An 18,041-nucleotide genomic window follows, 5' to 3' on the forward strand; every position below is an offset into this window, starting at 1 on the left:
GGTACTAATAGGCCGAGGGCTTGTCCCACAAACCCTCAACCAAAACAACAACACACCCCGCGTCCACTACACCCGTTGACCAACACCCGTTGACCAACACTGTTGACCAACCAAATACCTGGTCGAAGGACTGCGTGATGAATCCGCAAACCCCTTTCGACCACCAGAGTTACGGCGGCCATAGCGAAAGGGAAACACCCGGACCCATCCCGAACCCGGAAGTTAAGCCTTTCAGCGCCGATGGTACTGCAACCGAGAGGATGTGGGAGAGCAGGACGCCGCCGAACAAACATTCCGTCGTAGGGGCCACCACCCGGTGGCCCCTACGATGCATTTGGGCCCGTTCATCTGCCCCACGATCAGAGGAGATCACCATCATGGCCGACCAGCGTCGTCCCCAGCGCCCGACCGGCAAGGGCCTGACCGGGAGAGGCAAGGCGCCCGCGCGCGGAGGGAAGCCGGGTCAGGACGGCGGTCGCGGCAAGGCTCCGGCTGGCAAGCGGCCGGCTCGCAAGGGCGACTGGCGCAAGCCGGTCGAGAAGCAGGCGACCAGGACCGCGGAACAGGCGGTCTACGACGGTCCGCCGCTGTCTGAGGAGATCACCGGCCGCGAGCTCGACCGCGCCGTGTCCGCCCAGCTCAAGGGTCTGCCGGAGAAGCTGGCCGCCCGCGTCGCGCGCCACCTGGCGGCCGCCGGGCTGATGATCGACAGCGACCCGGAGACCGCCTACCAGCACACGCTCGCCGCCCGCGCCCGGGCGCCGCGGCTGGCGGTGGTGCGCGAGGCGGCCGGCGAGGCGGCGTACGCCGCCGGCCACTACGCCGAGGCGCTCGCCGAGCTGCGTGCGGCGAAGCGGATGAACGGCGCGACGGCGTACCTGCCGATCATGGCCGACTGCCACCGCGCGCTGGGCAAGCCGCAGGAGGCGCTCAAGCTCGCGAAGAGCCCGTCCGTGGTGAACTTCGCTCCGGAGGCGAAGGCCGAGATGACGATCGTCGAAGCCGGCGCCCGCCGGGACCTGGGACAGCTGGACGCGGCGCTCCGCACGCTGGAGCTCGCGCCACTGACGTCGAAGAGCCGCGCGGCCTGGGTGATCCGGCTGCGCTACGCCTATGCCGACACGCTCGAGGCCGCGGGCCGCGAGCAGGACGCGCTCGCCTGGTTCCACCGCACCCACGCCATCGACAGCGAGCAATTGACCGACGCCGACGACCGGGCCACCGCGCTGGAGCGGCGGATCGGCTAGTACCGCCGGGGGTTCCCGACTACTGTCGGCGGTTACCACCCTCCCGCGAAGGAGGCTCTACGTGCTGCGTTTCTCGGGTGCCGGCGTGAGCGACGTCGGGCTGGTCCGGTCCGACAACGAGGACTCGGCGTTCGTCGGCCCCTACGTCGTGGTCGTCGCCGACGGCGTCGGGGGCGCGGCGGCCGGTGAGGTGGCCTCGGCGACGGCGGCGTTCGCCGTGGCCGCGACCGCGCTCGCCCGGTTCGGCGAGGCGCCCGAGGTGCTGCTGCACGCTGGCTCCGAGGCCGCTCGGGCGCAGGTGCAGCGCGGCGTCCAGGCCGACCTGACCCGGCTCGGGATGGCGACCACGCTCACCGCGCTGGTCTGCGACGGGGACCGGGTGGTCCTCGGACACGTCGGCGACTCCCGGGCCTACCTCTTCCGCGACGGGCGGCTGACCCAGCTCTCCCGCGACCACACCTACGTCCAGCGGCTGGTCGACAGCGGCCAGCTCGACGCGGTGTCGGCCTGGCGGCACCCGTGGCGCAACGTCGTCCTCCGCTCGATCGACGGCGATCCCGTCACCGAGGCCATCGACCTGGTGCCGGTCCGGGTGGTGCCGGGCGACCGGCTGCTGCTGTGCAGCGACGGGCTCACCGACCTGGTGCCCGACCGGGTGATCGCGGTGCTGCTGGCGACCGCCGATCCGCAGTCGGCGGCCGCGGTGCTGGTGCAGGCGGCCCTAGCCGCCGGCGGCAAGGACAACGTCACCTGCGTGGTGGTCGACGTGGTGGACGGTCCGCTGGTGGTCGGCGACGGCCAGCTGCTCGGCGCGCTCTTCGATCCCGCCAACATCGTGGATCCCGGCGAGCTCCGGGTCGGCTGACGAGGGAGGATCCACGCGATGAGCAACGTCCGGCGCCCTGCGCTCGAGGGCACCGTCGCCGTTCGCGGGGAGCGGCGGATGAGCTTCGCCGAGTACGGCCCGCGCAGCGGACCGGCGATCGTGTGGATGCACGGCACCCCCGGTGCCCGCCGCCAGATCCCGCTCGAGGTGCGCGAGTACGCCGACCGGCAGGGTGTCCGGATCGTCGGCCTGGACCGTCCCGGCATCGGCTCGTCCACGCCGTACCTCTATCCCGACGTCGCCGACTGGACCGGTGACCTGGAGCTGGTGCTCGACACCCTCGCGATCGACACGGTCCGGCTGGTCGGCCTGTCCGGCGGCGGCCCCTACGCGCTGGCCGCGGGCGCCGCCCTCCCGGACCGGGTGCACGGCGTCGGCGTCCTCGGCGGCGTCGCGCCGACCCGTGGCGAGGACGCGGCCGACGGCGGGGTCATCCGGCTCGCGGTCGCGCTCGCGCCGTTCCTCGTCGCCGCCCGGGTCCCGCTCGGGATCGCGCTCACCCAGGGCATCCGGCTGGTGCGGCCGCTGGCCGGCCCGGCGCTCGACCTGTACGCCGCCGTGCAGCCGCCGGGGGACAAGAACCTGCTCTCGCGGCCGGAGTTCAAGGCGATGTTCCTCGACGACCTGCTCAACGGCAGCCGGTTCCAGACCTCGGCGCCGATCAACGACCTGGTCCTGTTCACGAGGGCCTGGGGCTTCGAGCTGGCCGACGTCGGGGTGCCGGTGCGCTGGTGGCACGGGGACGCCGACCACATCGTGCCGTTGGCGCACGGCCGGCACGTCGTGGACCGGCTGCCGGACGCGACCCTGGCGGTCATCGACGGCGAGAGCCACCTCGGCGGCCTCGGCATCGCCCGGGACGTCATCGAGACGGTGATGGACCTCGGTCCGCGGCGCGCCGCCGCCGTACCGCGCTGACCACTGGTGTTCAGGCGCCTCATGCGCCACAATGATCGCGACAACTCCATGAACCACACCGCTGTCACTTCGACTCCTTTGCTCCGAGAGCCCGCTGGGGAAGGCGTAGCTCGCGCCGGAGACGAAGGAGACCACGGTGACCGCACGCACTGCCACCCGCACCGCGACGAGGGGCGTCCTGTACGTCCACTCGGCGCCGTCCGCGCTGTGCCCACACATCGAGTGGGCCGCCAGCGGTGTCCTCGGCGTACCCGTGAGCCTGGACTGGACCCCCCAGCCGGCCCAGCCGGGCGCCTACCGCGCGGAGCTGTCCTGGGCCGGCGACGTCGGCGCCTCCGCGGCGATCGCCTCCGCCCTGCGCGGCTGGAACCACCTGCGCTTCGAGGTGACCGAGGAGCCGACCGCCGGCTCCGAGGGCGCCCGGTACTCCTACACTCCCGAGCTCGGCGTCTTCCACGCCGTGACCGGCCTGCACGGCGACCTGATGATCCCCGAGGACCGGCTCAAGGCCGCGGTCGTCAAGGCCGCGCTCGGCGACACCACGCTGCTGGTCGAGATCGACAAGCTGCTCGGCAAGCCCTGGGACGACGAGCTGGAGACGTTCCGCCACGCCGGCGACGGCGCCCCCGTGCGCTGGCTCCACCAGGTCGTCTGACCTGCTCGACTCGGCGCATCTTGCCCATCCAGGAGGCGCGAGTCGGCGCGTCTTGCCCATCCAGGAGGCGCGAGTCGGCGCGTCTTGCCCGCGCTCTGGGCAAGTTGCGCCGACTCGGCGGGTTGGAGCGGGCAAGACGCGCCGACTCGGCGGGGTCTGAGCGTCAGGGGCGGCGGAGCCGGAAGTGCGACGGCTTGAGCCAGGCCTGGTGCTCGCCGGAGTCGGTGTACCACATCAGCTTGGCGCGGATCGTGAACCTGCCGGGGACCGTGTTGTAGCGGCAGAACCGGAAGTCGGCTCGCTGGCGCTTGCGGTCGGGGCCGGCGAGGTAGGCACCCGAGGCGATCGTCTCGCCACGGCGGTCGACGAGGAACGTCTCCAGCGTCCAGTCGTCGGTGCGGATCTCGAGCCGGTAGCGGTAGGGGTAGTCGTGACAGCCCATCCGCAGCACGCCGTCGCGAGCGCTCGTGCCGCCCAGGTCGCGACGCTCCCGCTCGCGCGGGCCCCCGTCGGCCTGCCCCGGCACCGGATCGGCGGGCGGGCCGGCCGCCGCGGGAGCCGCCGTCAGCAGGCCGCCGGCGATCGCGGCGCTCGCGAGCAGCACTGTGACGTGCGTCATACCGGTCCAACGGGCCACCCCGCGACCGTGTTACGCCCTAGAGCGGGATGTTGCCGTGGGCGCCGCGGCGCACGCCGACGCTCTGGACCGCGTCCTCGATGGCCCGGGCGATCGCGCCGCGGGTGGCGTCGGGCGCGACGATCTCGTCGACCACGCCGATCTCGACGGCCTTGTCCACGCCGCCGGCGATCCGCTCGTGCTCCGCGGCGAGCTCGGCCTCGACCTGCGGGCGGATGTCCGGGGCGACCTCCGCCAGGCGCCGGCGGTGGAGGATCCGGATCGCGGCGACCGCGCCCATGACCGCGATCTCCGCGCCCGGCCAGGCGAAGACCTTGGTGGCGCCGAGCGAGCGGGAGTTCATCGCGATGTAGGCACCGCCGTACGTCTTGCGGGTGACCAGCGTGACGCGGGGGACCACGCACTCGCCGAACGCGTGCAGCAGCTTGGCGCCGCGGCGGACCACGCCGTCCCACTCCTGGCCGACGCCGGGCAGGTAGCCGGGGACGTCGACCACGACGACCAGGGGTACGCCGAAGGCGTCGCACATGCGCACGAAGCGGGACGCCTTCTCCGCGGAGAGGGAGTCCAGGCAGCCGCCGAGGCGCAGGGGGTTGTTGGCGATCACGCCGACCGTGCGGCCGCCGAGGCGGCCCAGCGCGGTGACGATGTTGGGCGCCCAGCGGGCGTGCAACTCCTGGGCGGTGCCCTCGTCGAGGATGGACTCGACCAGCGGGTGCACGTCGTACGCGCGCTTCTTGGACTCCGGCAGCAGGGCCGCGAGGTCGCGGTCCTCGACGGCGTCGACGTCCATGCTGCCCTGCGCGCCGAGCAGCGCCGCGACGCCGCGGGCGCGGTCGAGGGCCTCGCGCTCGGACTCGGCGAGGATGTGCACGACGCCGGAGCGGCGGCCGTGCGGCTCGGGTCCGCCGAGGCGGAGCATGTCGACGTCCTCGCCGGTGACCGAGCGGACGACGTCCGGGCCGGTCACGAAGATCCGGCCCTCGGGACCGAGGACGACGACGTCGGTCAGCGCCGGGCCGTACGCCGCCCCGCCGGCCGCCGGGCCGAGCACGACCGAGATCTGGGGGATCCTGCCGGAGGCCTGCGTCATCGCCTGGAAGATCCGGCCGACCGCGTGCAGTGAGAGCACGCCCTCGGCGAGGCGGGCGCCGCCGGAGTGCCAGAGCCCGATGATCGGGACCCGGTCGGTCATCGCGCGGTGGTAGGCGTCCACGACGACCCGGCAGCCCAGGTCGCCCATCGCGCCGCCCATCACGGTGGCGTCGGAGCAGAACGCCACCACGCGGGTGCCGTCGACGGTGCCGATCGCGGCGAGCATGCCGGAGTCGTCGTCGGGGGTGATCGGCTCGAGGCTGCCCTCGTCGAGGAGTGCGGCGAGCCGGTGCACCGGGTTGCGCGGGTCCTCCTCGCGGGGGGGCCTGGCCGGTTTGGTGGCGGTGGCTGTCACAGTAGACCGTGTCCTTCCGGGGTCCCCGCGAAGTTGTTCACGGAGGAGCGAAGCGGGGGAGTGGAGAACTTCGTGGGGTGGTTCAGACGCTGCCGAACGCGACGGCGACGTTGGCGCCGCCGAACCCGAAGGAGTTGTTGAGCGCCGCGATGTCGCCGAGCGGGAGGTCGCGGGCCTTGGTGGCGATGTCGAGTTCGACCTGCGGGTCCTGGTCGTCCAGGTTGATCGTCGGCGGGGCGGTGCGGTGGTGCAGCGCGAGGACGGTCGCGATGGCCTCGAGCGCGCCGGCGCCGCCGAGCAGATGGCCGGTCATCGACTTGGTGCTGGTGACGACGACCTCGGTCGCGTGCGCGCCGAGGGTCGCGTGCAGCATCAGGCCCTCGGCGATGTCGCCCTGGGGGGTCGAGGTCGCGTGGGCGTTGACGTGGGCGATGTCGCCCGGGCTGAGGTCCGACTCGGCCAGCGCCCGGAGGATCGCGCGAGAGCCGCCGCGGCCCTCGGGATCGGGCTGGGCGATGTCGTGGGAGTCGGCGGTGATGCCGGCGCCGAGGACGGTCGCGTAGATCCTGGCGCCGCGCGCCCGCGCGTGCTCCTCGGACTCGAGGACGAGCACGCCGGAGCCCTCGCCGAGGACGAAGCCGTCGCGGGCGACGTCCCACGGCCGGGAGACCGCGGTGGGGTCGCCGCCGTCGGGACCGCTGGCGGTCTTCGACAGCGCCATCATGTTGGCGAACGCGGCCATCGGCAGCGGGTGGATCGCCGCCTCGGTGCCGCCGGCGACCACGACGTCGGCGCGGCCGAGCCGGATCTGGTCGACGGCCAGGGCGATCGCCTCGTTGCCGGACGCGCACGCCGAGACCGGCGTGTTGACCGCCGCGCGCGCTCCGACGTACAGGCTGATCTGCGCCGCGGGCGCGTTGGGCATCAGCATCGGCACGGCGAGGGGGGAGACCCGGCGCGGTCCCTTCTCCCGCAGCGCGTCGTAGTTGTCCAGGAGCGTGGTCACCCCGCCGATGCCGGAGGCCATGGCGACGCCCAGCCGGTCGCTGTCCAGCTCCGCGTCCGCCAGGCCGGCGTCGGCCCAGGCCTCCCTCGCGGCCACCATCGCGAACTGCGAGCTGCGGTCCAGGCGGCGGGCCTGGACCCGCTCCAGGACCTCGGTGGGCTCCACGGCGATGCGGCCGGCGATCTTGACCGGCATCTCCGCGGCCCAGTCGTCGGTCAGGAACCGGACGCCGGAGCGTCCGCCGACCAGGGCGTCCCAGGTGGTGGGAACGTCACCGCCGACGGGAGAGGTGGTCCCGAGGCCGGTGACGACGACTCGCGTGGAAGACATGCTGCTCCTAGTGTCTCGACGGGCTCGACAGCCGAGCCCCTCAGAGGGTCAGGCCTGGGCCCGCTCGATGAAGGCGACGGCGTCGCCGACGGTCTTGAGGTTCTTGACCTCGTCGTCGGGGATGGAGACGCCGAACTTCTCCTCCGCGGCGACGACGACCTCGACCATGGACAGCGAGTCCACGTCCAGGTCGTCGACGAAGGACTTGTCGAGCTGGACGTCGTCGGCGTCGATGCCGGCGACCTCGTTGACGATGTCGGCGAGGTCGGCGCGGATCTCTTCGGTCGTGGCCATGCTGGTGTTCCCTTTCGGTTTGGTGTGGCTCGGTTGGTGTGGTGGAGCTCGGGTGCTGCTTCAGGGGACGGTGACGACCTGCGCGGCGTACGCGAGGCCGGCGCCGAAGGCGATCAGGAGGGCCGTGTCGCCGCTGCGCGCGTCGCCCTCCTCGATCATCCGGTCCAAGGCGAGCGGGATGGACGCCGCCGAGGTGTTGCCCTGCTCGGCGATGTCGCGGGCGATCTTGACCCGCTCGGGGAGCTTCATCGAGCGCGCCATGGCGTCGGTGATGCGCATGTTGGCCTGGTGGGGCACGAACAGGTCGAGCTCGTCGATCGAGATCCCGGCGCGGTCGAGGGCCTGCTGCCCGATCTTCGCCATCGCGAACGACGCCCAGCGGAAGACCGCGTTGCCCTGCATGACCAGGTGCGGCATGACGGGTCTCTCCGACGCGATGACATCGCGCCAGTCCTCCTTCTGCCGGATCAGGTCGAACTGCTCGCCGTCCGATCCCCACACCACCGGGCCGATGCCCGGGGTGTCGCTGGGTCCGACGACGGCTGCGCCCGCGCCGTCGGCGAAGATGAACGCGGTGCCGCGGTCGCCGACGTCGGTGAGGTCGGAGAGCCGCTCGACGCCGATCACCAGCGCGTGGCCGACGCTGCCGCCGCGGACCAGGTCGGCCGCCAGCGCAACGCCGTGGCAGAAGCCGGCGCAGGCGGCGGAGATGTCGAACGCCGCGGCCTGGTCGGTGCCGAGCTCGTGGGCGATCGCGGTGGCGACGGCGGGGGTCTGGAACATGTGGGTGACGGTCGCGACGATCACGCAGTCGATCTGCCGGGCGTCGACGCCGGCGCGCTCGAGCGCCTGCCGGGACGCGCCGACCGCCATCGACTGCACGGTCTCCTCGGGCGTCGCCCAGCGGCGCTGCCTGATGCCGGAGCGCTGTTGGATCCACTCGTCGCTGGAGTCGATCGCCTCGATGACGTCGGCGTTCGGGATCACCCGCGAGGGCCGGTAGGCGCCGATGCCGAGGATCGCGGCGTGTCGCGCGCCCTCCGACTGCAGGAGCGGGGCCATCACAGTCCTCCCTCGGGGTGCAGGCGCAGCAGCGGCTGGCCGGGCGAGACCAGGTCGCCGTCCTCGACCAGCCACTCGACGACCTGGCCGCCGTGCGGGGCGGTCACCGCGGTGCGGTCGCGCAGGCTGGCGACCTCGCCGATCGGCGTACCGGCGGGAAGGACGTCGAGGTCGGCGGCCTCCGCGGAGCGGTGGAAGGTGCCCTTGAGCGGCGAGACGACCATCCGCCAGGTCGGCGTGGTGTCGATGCCGGACGCCTCGCCGTGCTTGGCGCAGAACGCGCGGGCGTCGTCGAGCTGGTCCGGCGTCTTCAGCGCGAACGTCTCGACGCCCTTCAGTGCGCGTCTGGCGATGCCGGTCAGGGTGCCCGCCGGCGGCATCTCGAGGATGCCGGTGACGCCGAGGTCCTCCATGGTCTCCATACAGAGGTCCCAGCGCACCGGGCTGGCGATCTGGCCGACGATCCGGGCGAGCACGTCGCGCCCGTCGTGGACGACCTTGCCGTCCCGGTTGGAGATGACGCGGGTGCGCGGGTCGTGGACCGAGACCGAGCGAGCGAGCGCGGCGAGGTGGCCGACGGCCGGCTCCATGTGATGGGTGTGGAAGGCGCCGGCGACGCTCAGCGGCATCAGGCGGGCCTTGGCCGGCGGGTCCTCGGCGAACGCGGCGAGCTGCTCGGTGGTGCCGGCGGCCACGATCTGGCCGGGGCCGTTGTCGTTCGCGGGGGTCAGGCCGTGCTTGTCGAGGACGGCGAGGATCTCCTCGCGGTCGCCGCCGAGGACGGCGGTCATGCCGGTGGGCGTGGCCGCGGCCGCCTCGGCCATCGCGTTGCCGCGCTCGCGGACCAGCACCATCGCCTGCTCGGCGGTGATCACCCGGGCGCCGGTGGCGGCCGCGATCTCGCCGACGCTGTGGCCGGCGACCGCCCCGATCTGGTCGAAGACGTCGGCCGGATGGGGGAACACCTCGAGCGCGGCGACCAGGCCGGTCGCGACCAGCAGCGGCTGGGCGATCCGGGTGTCGCGGATGGTCTCGGCGTCGGCCTCGGTGCCGTAGTGGGCCAGGTCGACGCCGGCGACGGTGGAGAGCCAGTCGAAGCGGGCCGCGAAGCGCGGGTCCTCGAGCCAGGGCTGGAGGAAGCCGGGGGTCTGGGCGCCTTGGCCGGGAGCGACGATCACGAGCACGGCCTCCACTCTGCCGGGCCACGGGGCCCGGCCTCGCCTCCGGCCCGCACGAAAACCGCCGACGGATCTTTGTAGGTTTCCTACAAGGAACGGCCGGACTGGCGGCCGAGCACGAGCGCGATCTCGAGGGTGAACCCGTCGCGCGCGTCGGTGGGGGAGAGCCCGGTCAGGTCGGCGGTCTGGCGCAGCCGGTAGCGCACCGTGTTCGCGTGCACGAACAGCGCCCGCGCGGACGCCTCGATCGACGAGCCGTGCTCGAAGTACGCCGAGAGCGTCTCGATCAGCGCGCCCCGGGCCTGCACCAGCGGGAGGTAGACCTCCTCGACCAGGTGCCGGCGGGCGTGGCCGTCCCCCGCGAGCGCCCGCTCGGGAAGCAGGTCGGCGCTACGGACCGGGCGCGGGGCCTGCGGCCAGCCCGGCGCAGCCCGGAGGGCGGCCAGCGCGGCGCGGGCAGAGACGTGGGCCTGGCCGAGGTCCTCGGCGACCGGGCCGACGATGAGCGGCCCCTCCCCGAACAGCGCCGACACGGCCTCGGCGGCCGCGTGCGGGTCGCCGACCCCGCCGAGCACCACGACGAGCCGGTCGCCCTGCACGGCGCACAGCGCGTCCATGCCGGCCGACCGAGCTGCCCGCCGTACCTCGTCGAAGGTGTCGGACTCGGTGCGGTCGGCGGGGACGCCGCCCAGCACCACGGCGACGTCGCCGCGGCCGGTCCAGCCCAGGGCGCTGGCCCGCGAGAGCAGCGCCTCGTCGCCCTCGGAGCGCAGGACGGCGTCCACGACGAGGGCCTCGAGGCGGGCGTCCCAGGCGCCGCGGACCTCGGCGGCGCGGGCGTAGACCGCGGCGGTCGCGAACGCGACCTCGCGGGCGTAGCGGAGGACGGCGGCCCGGACCTCGTCGGCGTCGGCGGGATCGAGCAGCTCCTCGACGTTCGACTCGACGACCTCGATCGAGAGCCGGACCAGGTCGACGGTCTGCTGGAGGTTGATGACGCCGGCCAGGGCCCGGGGCGCCACGCCGAAGACCGAGGCGACCATCTCGGTGCCGCCGGGGGCGTCCCGGTCGCCGGCGCGGCGGTACCAGTCGACGAACCCCCGGATGCCGGCCTGGACGATGACCCCGACCCAAGAGCGGTCCTCGGCGCTGAGGTCGCGGAACCAGGGCATGTCCTGCTCCATCCGCGCCATCGCGGCGGTGCTCAGCGCGCCGGTCGCCCGCTGGAGGGCGTCGGCGGCGCGCTGGTGGGAGCCTGGCGTCACACTCGAACGCTAGTGGAACGGTCCAACGCCGTAAAACCCGTGTAGATCAAGGGGATCCGCGTCTCGTGCGGGCGTCGGTCTGGTTGAATCGCGGTCTACGTCCGCATGGGGAGGGCAACGTGCCGTACGACGTCGAATTCGTCACGATCCACGGGCACCGCCGTGCGTTCGTGAAGGTGGGGAAGGGGCCGGCGCTCCTGCTGCTGCACGGCGTCGGCTGCGACCACACCTCCTGGGACGAGGTGATCGAGCCGCTCTCGCGGCGCCACACCGTGATCGCGCCGGACCTGCTCGGCCACGGGCAGTCCGACAAGCCGCGGGCCGACTACACGCTGGGCGGCTTCGCCAACGGCATGCGCGACCTGCTGACCGTCCTCGGCATCGACAAGGTGACCGTGATCGGGCACAGCTTCGGCGGCGGGGTGGCGATGCAGTTCGCCTACCAGTTCCCCGAGCGCACCGAGCGGCTGATGCTGGTGGCGTCCGGCGGCCTCGGTCCCGAGGTCTCGCCCGGCATCCGGATGATCAGCACGCCGGGCTTCGACCAGGTGATGGGTGTGCTGACGCTGCCGGGCCTGCGGCACGCGGGAGTGCTGGGCCTGCGGGCGCTGTCGGCCGCGCCGTGGAAGGTGACCCGCGACCTCGATGAGGTCGCCCGGATCTTCGACACGTTCAAGGACCGCAGGGCGCGGCAGGCGGTGCGGCACGTCGTGCGGGCTGTCGTCGACTGGCAGGGCCAGATCGTGACGATGGCCGACCGCGCCTACCTCACCGAGGAGATGCCGCTCTGGGTCGTCTGGGGCCGCGACGACACGGTGATCCCCGTCCGGCACGCCAGCAACGCCGCCGCCCTCGCGCCCCGGTCCCGCATCGAGGTGATCCCGGACGCCGGGCACTTCCCGCACAAGGACCACCCCGAGCGGTTCGCCGCGATCGTCTCGGACTTCGTCCGCTCGACCCGGCCGGCGTCGTACTCCCGTGCACGGTTCCGCGCGCTGCTCAAGACCGGCGCGGCGCCTGCGTCGTTGCGGGTGGTGTCTGGGTCGGCGTGAGGGCTGGCGGAATCCCCGGTCAGCCGGGGATCCCTGACGTTGTCAGGCGTTGCAACACCTGACAAGGGCAGGGACTCCCTGACAAGTCGGGTGGCGCCGCCCGATCTCGACACGCTCCGTCGGGTCCGCTGGCGCGGCCCGTCTACGCGTCGCCGCCCTCCTGCTGTACGCCGGCGACCGCGGTGGCATCGTCGATGCGGTACCTCGAGAACGCCTCCTCGACCTTGGCGCGGTCGATCCGGCCGGCGTCGGCGAGGGCCTGGAGGGCCTGCACGACCACCGACTGGGCGTCGATCTGGAAGAACCGGCGGGCGGCCGGGCGGGTGTCGGCGAAGCCGAACCCGTCGGCACCGAGGACCCGGTAGTCGGCCGGGACCCACCGCGCGATCTGGAGGGGTACGGCGCGCATGTAGTCGGACACCGCGACGACCGGGCCGTCGGCGCCGGCGAGCCGCTCGGCGACGTACGGCGTGCGCGGGGTCTCGCCCGGGTGGAGCAGGTTCCACTGCTCGGCCGCGGTCGCGTTGCGGGCGAGCTCGTTCCAGGACGTCACCGACCAGGTGTCGGCGCGCACGCCCCACTCCTCGGCGAGGATCCGCTGCGCCTCCTCGATCCACGGGAACCCGACACCGGACGCGAGCAGCTGGACCCGCGGGCCGTCACCCTGACCGGAGCCAGAGGGAGCCGTCGAGACCCGGTGCAGGCCCTTGAGGATGCCGTCGATGTCGATATCCTCCGGCTCGGCCGGCTGCGCGACCGGCTCGTTGTAGACGGTCAGGTAGAAGATCACGTCCTCGCCCTGCCCGTCGGGCCCGCCCTCGCCGTACATCCGCTCGAGCCCGGACCGCATGATGTGGCCGATCTCGTAGGCGAACGCCGGGTCGTAGTGCACGACCGCCGGGTTGGCCGCCGCGAGCAGCGGCGAGTGGCCGTCGGCGTGCTGGAGGCCCTCGCCGGTCAGCGTCGTGCGGCCGGCGGTCGCGCCGATCAGGAAGCCGCGGGCGAGCTGGTCGGCCATCGCCCAGATCGAGTCGCCGGTGCGCTGGAACCCGAACATCGAGTAGAAGATGTAGAACGGGATCATGTGCTCGCCGTGCGTGGAGTACGCCGAGCCCGCGGCCGTCGCCGACGCCATCGCGCCGGCCTCGGAGATGCCCTCGTGGAGCATCTGGCCCTGCGCCGACTCCTTGTAGGAGAGCAACAACTTGCGGTCGACCGACTCGTACTGCTGGCCGCCCGGGTTGTAGACCTTCGCGCTCGGGAACATCGAGTCCATGCCGAAGGTGCGGTACTCGTCCGGCGCGATCGGCACGATGCGCCGGCCGATCTCCGGGTCCTTCATCCAGTCCTTGAGCAGTCGGACGGCGGCCATCGTGGTGGCGATCTTGTGCTTGCCCCCGCCCTGCTTGAGCTCGGCGTACACCTCCTCGCCCGGGAGCTGGAGCGGCTTGGCCCGCAGCACCCGCCGGGGGATCGAGCCGCCGAGGGACTTGCGGCGCTCCATCATGTACTCGATCTCGGGGGCCTCCGGGCCCGGGTGGAAGAACGGCGCCGCGCCGGTCTCCTCGTAGGCCCGCTCGAGGTCGCGGTCGGAGATCGGCAGGTAGAGGCGGTCCCGGAACCGCTTGAGGTCGTCCTGGGTCAGCTTCTTCATCTGGTGCGTGGCGTTCTTGCCCTCCAGGGCGTCGATCGTCCAGCCCTTGATGGTCTTCGCCAGGATCACCGTCGGCTGGCCGACGTGCTTGGTGGCGGCGTCGAAGGCGGCGTACACCTTGCGGTAGTCGTGGCCGCCGCGCGGGAGCTTGCGGATCTGGTCGTCGGACATGTGCTCGACCATCGACCGCAGCCGCGGGTCGGTGCCGAAGAAGTGGTCGCGGATGTACTCGCCGGACTCGACGGAGTAGGTCTGGAAGGCGCCGTCGGGCGTGGTGTTCATCCGGTTGACCAGCACGCCGTCGACGTCGCGGGCCAGCAGCGGGTCCCACTCGCGGCCCCACACGACCTTGATCACGTTCCAGCCGGCGCCGCGGAAGTTGGCCTCCAGCTCCTGGATGATCTTGCCGTTGCCGGTGACCGGGCCGTCGAGCTGCTGGAGGTTGCAGTTGACGACCCACACCAGGTTGTCGAGCTCCTCGCGGGCCGCGATCCGGATCGCGCCGAGCGACTCGGGCTCGGCCATCTCGCCGTCGCCGAGGAACGCCCACACCCGCTGGTCGGCGGTGTCCCTGATGCCGCGGTTGGCCAGGTAGCGGTTGAACCGCGCCTGGTAGATCGAGTTGATGCCGGTCAGGCCCATGGAGACCGTCGGGAACTCCCAGAACTCCGGCATCAGCCGTGGGTGGGGGTACGACGAGAGGCCGGCGTGCCGCCCGTGCTGGACCTCCTGCCGGAACCGGGAGAGCTGCTGCTCGCTCAGCCGGCCCTCGAGGAAGGCGCGGGCGTAGATGCCGGGGGAGGCGTGGCCCTGGATGTAGACCTGGTCGCCGCCGCCGGCCCCCTTCTCGGGCGGAGCGTCCTTGCCGCGGAAGAAGTGGTTGAAGCCGACCTCGTAGAGGCTGGCCGAGGACTGGTACGTCGCGATGTGCCCGCCGACCTCGAGGCCCTTGCGGTTCGCGGAGGACACCATCACGGCGGCGTTCCAGCGGATGAACGCCCGGATCCGGCGCTCGGCCTCCTCGTCGCCGGGGAACCACGGCTCGCGCTCGGGCGGGATCGTGTTGATGTAGTCGGTGCTGCGCAGGGCGGGCACGCCGACCTGCATCTCACGGGCCCGCTCGAGCAGGCGGAGCATCACGTATCGAGCCCGCTCGCGGCCGCGCTCGTCGACCAGGGAGTCGAAGGAGTCGAGCCAGTCGTGGGTCTCGTCCGGGTCGATGTCGGGCAGTTGGGTGGGCAGGCCTTCGTGGATGACGGTCGGGGTAGCGCCGCTCCGCTTCCTGTCCGTACCCGAAGTGGGGCCCATGGTGTCGGGAGCTTCGTCTTCGGTCACCTGCCCATCGTGTCACGCCCGTGGAGGACGGAAAATTTACCGGCGGGTAGTCCCGTCGGGCGTCCTTCGGCGGGTCTCGTGTGGACCTTCTGTGGACACGGGTTGCGCCCCTGCCGCAACTCCGGTGGACTACTCCCCACTTCGCCGAACGGCGGGCAACAGCAGGAAATGGAGGCGTCACGTTGAGCGCGACCCCGGGTGGCGGACCCACCCAGACGGACGGGCCGGCCGCGAGGCTGGGCTTCAAGGCCGGCATGGTGATCCAGGAGCTCGGCTGGGACAACGACGCCGACGACGACCTGCGGGTCGCGATCGAGGACGCGATCGACGCCGACCTGGTCGACGGCGACTACGGCAACGTCGTCGACGCGGTGGTCCTCTGGTTCCGCGACGACGACGGTGACCTGGTCGACAGCCTCGTGGACGCGCTCACCGACCTGGTCGGGGGCGGAGCGATCTGGCTGCTCACCCCGAAGGTCGGCCGCGCGAACGCCGTCGACCCCGCCGACATCGCCGAGGCCGCGCCGATCGCCGGCCTCTCGCAGACCACCACCGCCGCGGTCAGCAAGGACTGGGCCGCGACCCGCCTGATCGCGCCGAAGACGGTTTCCTGACCGCGCGGCTCGGGCATAGGCCACGCGTGCTCCCCGACGTACTGCTGAAAGCCCGAGCCGGCGCCGCCGCCACCGGGACGACGCTCAGGGTGCTGGGACGGGCGGGAGTGATCCGACCGCACCGCCCCCTCGCCCTCGCGAGGGCGGCGAAGACGCTCAAGGACTGGGGCACCGGTCCGGCCGGCGGATTCACCGCCGCCGCGCTGCTCGACCCGCACCGCACCGCGATCGTCGACGAGCTCGGCTCGCTGACCTACGACGACCTCCGCCGCCGTTCCAACGCCCTCGCGCGCGCGTTCGCCGAGCTCGGGGTCGACTCCGGCGGCAGCGTCGCGCTGATGTGCCGCAACCACCGGGGCTTCGTCGACGCGAGCATCGCCACCGCCAAGCTCGGCGCCGACATCCTCTACCTGAACACCGCCTTCGCCGGCCCCCAGCTGGTCGACGTGCTGGAGCGCGAGCGGCCGACCCTCGTGGTGCACGACGAGGAGTTCGCCGGCCTCCTCGCGGAGGCCGACGCCGGCACGTCGGTGCTCGCCTGGACCGACGGCGACGCCGAGGGCGCCACCCTCGAGAAGCTCATCGCCGCCCAGCCCGACGGCGACGTCGAGCCGGCCGACCGGCACGGCCGGATCGTCATCCTCACCTCCGGCACCACAGGTACGCCGAAGGGCGCGCCGCGCAGCGAGGCCGGCATCGACGCCGCGGTCTCGCTGCTGTCCCGGATGCCGCTGCGCTACGGCTGGCGCACCCACATCGCCGCTCCGCTGTTCCACACCTGGGGGTTTGCGCACCTGGCGCTGGCGATGCTGCTCGGCTCGACGATCGTGCTGCGCCGCCGGTTCGACCCGGAAGCGTGTCTGCAGGTCGTCCAGGGGGAGCGCTGCGACTCCGTCGTGGTGATCCCGGTGATGCTGCAGCGGATCATGGCGCTCCCCGACGAGACGCTGTCGGCGTACGACCTCTCCCGTGTGAAGGTGGTCGCGTCGTCGGGCTCGGCGCTGCCGGGCGACCTCGCCACCGCGTGGATGGACCGGTTCGGCGACCACCTCTACAACATCTACGGCTCGACCGAGGTGGCCTACGCCTCGATCGCCGACCCGCGCGACCTGCGGGCCGCGCCCTCGGCGGCCGGCAAACCGCCGTACGCCACCGTCGTGAAGATCCTCGACCCGGACGGCCGGGAGGTGCCGCCGGGGGCGAGCGGCCGGATCTTCGTCGGCAACGGGCTGCTCTTCGAGGGCTACACCGGCGGGGGCGGCAAGGACGTCGTCGGCGGGCTGATGTCGACCGGCGACGTGGGGCGCTTCGACGAGCGCGGCCGGCTGCATGTCGAGGGCCGCGACGACGAGATGATCGTCTCCGGCGGCGAGAACGTCTTCCCGCAGGAGGTCGAGAACTGCCTCGCCCGCCACGACGCGGTCGTCGAGGTCGCGGCGATCGGCGTCGACGACGAGGACTTCGGCAAGCGGCTGCGCGCGTACGTCGTCACCTCCCGCGACGTCTCGGCGGACGAGCTGCGCGCGCACGTGAAGGACAACCTGGCCCGCTACCAGGTCCCGCGGGAGATCGTGTTCCTCGACGAGCTGCCGCGCAACGCGACCGGCAAGGTGCTCAAGCGCGAGCTCGACGCCGACTGATCCGGGTGAGGGACTGTCCCCGTCGGGTGACAGGATGGGCGCATGAGCGGACTCGAGCTGGGCGGACCCGCGCCCGACTTCACCCTGCGGGACCAGTTCGGCCAGGACGTCACGCTGTCGTCGTACCGCGACAAGAAGGCGGTCGCGATCCTCTTCTATCCCTACGCGTTCTCGGGCGTCTGCACCGGAGAGATGGCCGGCGTCCGCGACCGGCTCGCCGAGTTCCTGACCTTCGACACCGAGGTGCTCGCGATCTCCTGCGACCCGGTGTACTCGCTGCGCGCGTTCGCCGACCAGGACGGCCTCAACTTCCCGCTGCTCTCGGACTTCTGGCCGCACGGCGAGGTCGCGAGGGCGTTCGACGTCTTCGACGAGGCGAAGGGCTGCGCGCGGCGCTCGTCGTACGTCGTCGACCAGGACGGCCGCATCCGCTGGGCCGTGCACAACGCGATGCCCGAGGGACGTGACCTCGACGAGCACCTCGAGCAGCTCGCCGCCGCCCTCTGAGAACGGCCACCCAGCGGCGGTGGTCTAGACCGCCTGCCGTGAAATCGCTCCGTTTCCGATCGAACCCGCGACAGCCTTCGAGCCGGCCTCTACTGTTGACCCCGTTGAACCGCAGGTGACCCGAGACGCCTGCGGTTCAACTTCATTTCCGGGCCGGTTCGTGCGTAGTCTGTGCCCCGCTCGGTGCCGTCGCGCGCGCCCGCGGCGACGGGCGTATAGCTCAGCGGTAGAGCTCTGGTTTTACAAACCAGCGGTCGGGGGTTCGATCCCCTCTGCGCCCACAGCGAGTGTCCTCCGAGCGCAGCGAGGAG

The 18,041-nt window shown here is 72.4% G+C and carries 16 protein-coding genes, 1 tRNA gene and 1 rRNA gene; 10 read left to right on the forward strand and 8 right to left on the reverse strand.

The annotated features are described in order from the left end of the window. Positions 1-170 precede the first annotated feature (170 nt). From rrf to ACYVKX_RS03755, 5 genes are all read left to right on the forward strand, one after another. Positions 171-287 (forward strand): 5S ribosomal RNA (rrf, locus tag ACYVKX_RS03735). Positions 288-377: 90 nt separating this feature from the next. Next, positions 378-1,247, forward strand: a complete 870-nt coding sequence (locus ACYVKX_RS03740; protein ID WP_460829243.1) for a tetratricopeptide repeat protein — start codon at positions 378-380, stop codon at positions 1,245-1,247. A 61-nt stretch (positions 1,248-1,308) separates the two neighbouring features. Beyond that, positions 1,309-2,112: a PP2C family protein-serine/threonine phosphatase gene (locus ACYVKX_RS03745; protein ID WP_460829245.1), complete on the forward strand. Its 804-nt coding sequence runs from the start codon at positions 1,309-1,311 to the stop codon at positions 2,110-2,112. A gap of 18 nt (positions 2,113-2,130) precedes the next feature. After that, positions 2,131-3,051, forward strand: coding sequence for an alpha/beta fold hydrolase (locus ACYVKX_RS03750; protein WP_460829246.1), 921 nt, complete (start codon positions 2,131-2,133; stop codon positions 3,049-3,051). 136 nt (positions 3,052-3,187) lie between these two features. After that, the gene (locus tag ACYVKX_RS03755; protein WP_460829247.1) at positions 3,188-3,706 is read left to right on the forward strand and encodes a DUF3145 domain-containing protein; all 519 of its coding nucleotides are present in this window, start codon (positions 3,188-3,190) and stop codon (positions 3,704-3,706) included. Between the two features lie 163 nt (positions 3,707-3,869). Here the strand turns inward: ACYVKX_RS03755 and ACYVKX_RS03760 are convergent, their stop codons facing one another. The 7 genes from ACYVKX_RS03760 to ACYVKX_RS03790 form a co-directional block, all read right to left on the reverse strand. Then, positions 3,870-4,325 carry a hypothetical protein gene (locus tag ACYVKX_RS03760; protein WP_460829248.1) on the reverse strand — a complete coding sequence of 152 codons (456 nt, stop codon included), beginning with the start codon at positions 4,323-4,325 and terminating at the stop codon, positions 3,870-3,872. A 37-nt stretch (positions 4,326-4,362) separates the two neighbouring features. Further along, positions 4,363-5,793, reverse strand: a complete 1,431-nt coding sequence (locus tag ACYVKX_RS03765) for an acyl-CoA carboxylase subunit beta (RefSeq protein WP_460829249.1) — start codon at positions 5,791-5,793, stop codon at positions 4,363-4,365. Between the two features lie 82 nt (positions 5,794-5,875). Next, entirely contained in the window at positions 5,876-7,129 is a 1,254-nt protein-coding gene (locus ACYVKX_RS03770) for a beta-ketoacyl-[acyl-carrier-protein] synthase family protein (protein ID WP_460829250.1), read from the reverse strand. Between the two features lie 48 nt (positions 7,130-7,177). Further along, positions 7,178-7,423 carry an acyl carrier protein gene (locus ACYVKX_RS03775; RefSeq protein ID WP_011755445.1) on the reverse strand — a complete coding sequence of 82 codons (246 nt, stop codon included), beginning with the start codon at positions 7,421-7,423 and terminating at the stop codon, positions 7,178-7,180. A 60-nt stretch (positions 7,424-7,483) separates the two neighbouring features. Beyond that, positions 7,484-8,485: a beta-ketoacyl-ACP synthase III gene (locus ACYVKX_RS03780; RefSeq protein WP_460829252.1), complete on the reverse strand. Its 1,002-nt coding sequence runs from the start codon at positions 8,483-8,485 to the stop codon at positions 7,484-7,486. After that, positions 8,485-9,669 (reverse strand): acyltransferase domain-containing protein, encoded by a 1,185-nt coding sequence (locus ACYVKX_RS03785; RefSeq protein ID WP_460829253.1) that lies wholly within the window; start codon positions 9,667-9,669, stop codon positions 8,485-8,487. The genes ACYVKX_RS03780 and ACYVKX_RS03785 overlap by 1 nt, the downstream gene beginning before the upstream one ends. An 80-nt stretch (positions 9,670-9,749) precedes the next feature. Then, a complete protein-coding gene (locus ACYVKX_RS03790) occupies positions 9,750-10,928 on the reverse strand; it encodes a PucR family transcriptional regulator (RefSeq protein WP_460829254.1) in 1,179 nt (392 codons plus the stop codon). Positions 10,929-11,047: 119 nt separating this feature from the next. Between ACYVKX_RS03790 and ACYVKX_RS03795 the strand changes: the two genes are divergently transcribed. After that, entirely contained in the window at positions 11,048-11,980 is a 933-nt protein-coding gene (locus tag ACYVKX_RS03795; RefSeq protein WP_460829255.1) for an alpha/beta fold hydrolase, read from the forward strand. 142 nt (positions 11,981-12,122) lie between these two features. Here the strand turns inward: ACYVKX_RS03795 and aceE are convergent, their stop codons facing one another. After that, positions 12,123-14,942 carry a pyruvate dehydrogenase (acetyl-transferring), homodimeric type gene (gene aceE / locus ACYVKX_RS03800; RefSeq protein ID WP_460829446.1) on the reverse strand — a complete coding sequence of 940 codons (2,820 nt, stop codon included), beginning with the start codon at positions 14,940-14,942 and terminating at the stop codon, positions 12,123-12,125. A gap of 209 nt (positions 14,943-15,151) precedes the next feature. On the opposite strand from aceE, the gene ACYVKX_RS03805 reads away from it, so the two are divergent. The 4 genes from ACYVKX_RS03805 (at position 15,152) to ACYVKX_RS03820 (ending at position 18,011) form a co-directional block, all read left to right on the forward strand. After that, on the forward strand, positions 15,152-15,583 hold the full coding sequence (locus ACYVKX_RS03805; protein WP_460829256.1) for a DUF3052 domain-containing protein: 432 nt from the start codon (positions 15,152-15,154) through the stop codon (positions 15,581-15,583). 26 nt (positions 15,584-15,609) lie between these two features. Further along, a complete protein-coding gene (locus ACYVKX_RS03810) occupies positions 15,610-17,223 on the forward strand; it encodes an AMP-binding protein (RefSeq protein WP_460829257.1) in 1,614 nt (537 codons plus the stop codon). Between the two features lie 42 nt (positions 17,224-17,265). Then, positions 17,266-17,730, forward strand: coding sequence for a peroxiredoxin (locus tag ACYVKX_RS03815; RefSeq protein WP_460829259.1), 465 nt, complete (start codon positions 17,266-17,268; stop codon positions 17,728-17,730). 209 nt (positions 17,731-17,939) lie between these two features. Continuing rightward, a tRNA-Val gene (locus ACYVKX_RS03820) sits at positions 17,940-18,011 on the forward strand. Positions 18,012-18,041 lie beyond the last annotated feature (30 nt).

Source organism: Nocardioides hungaricus, from assembly GCF_054782915.1.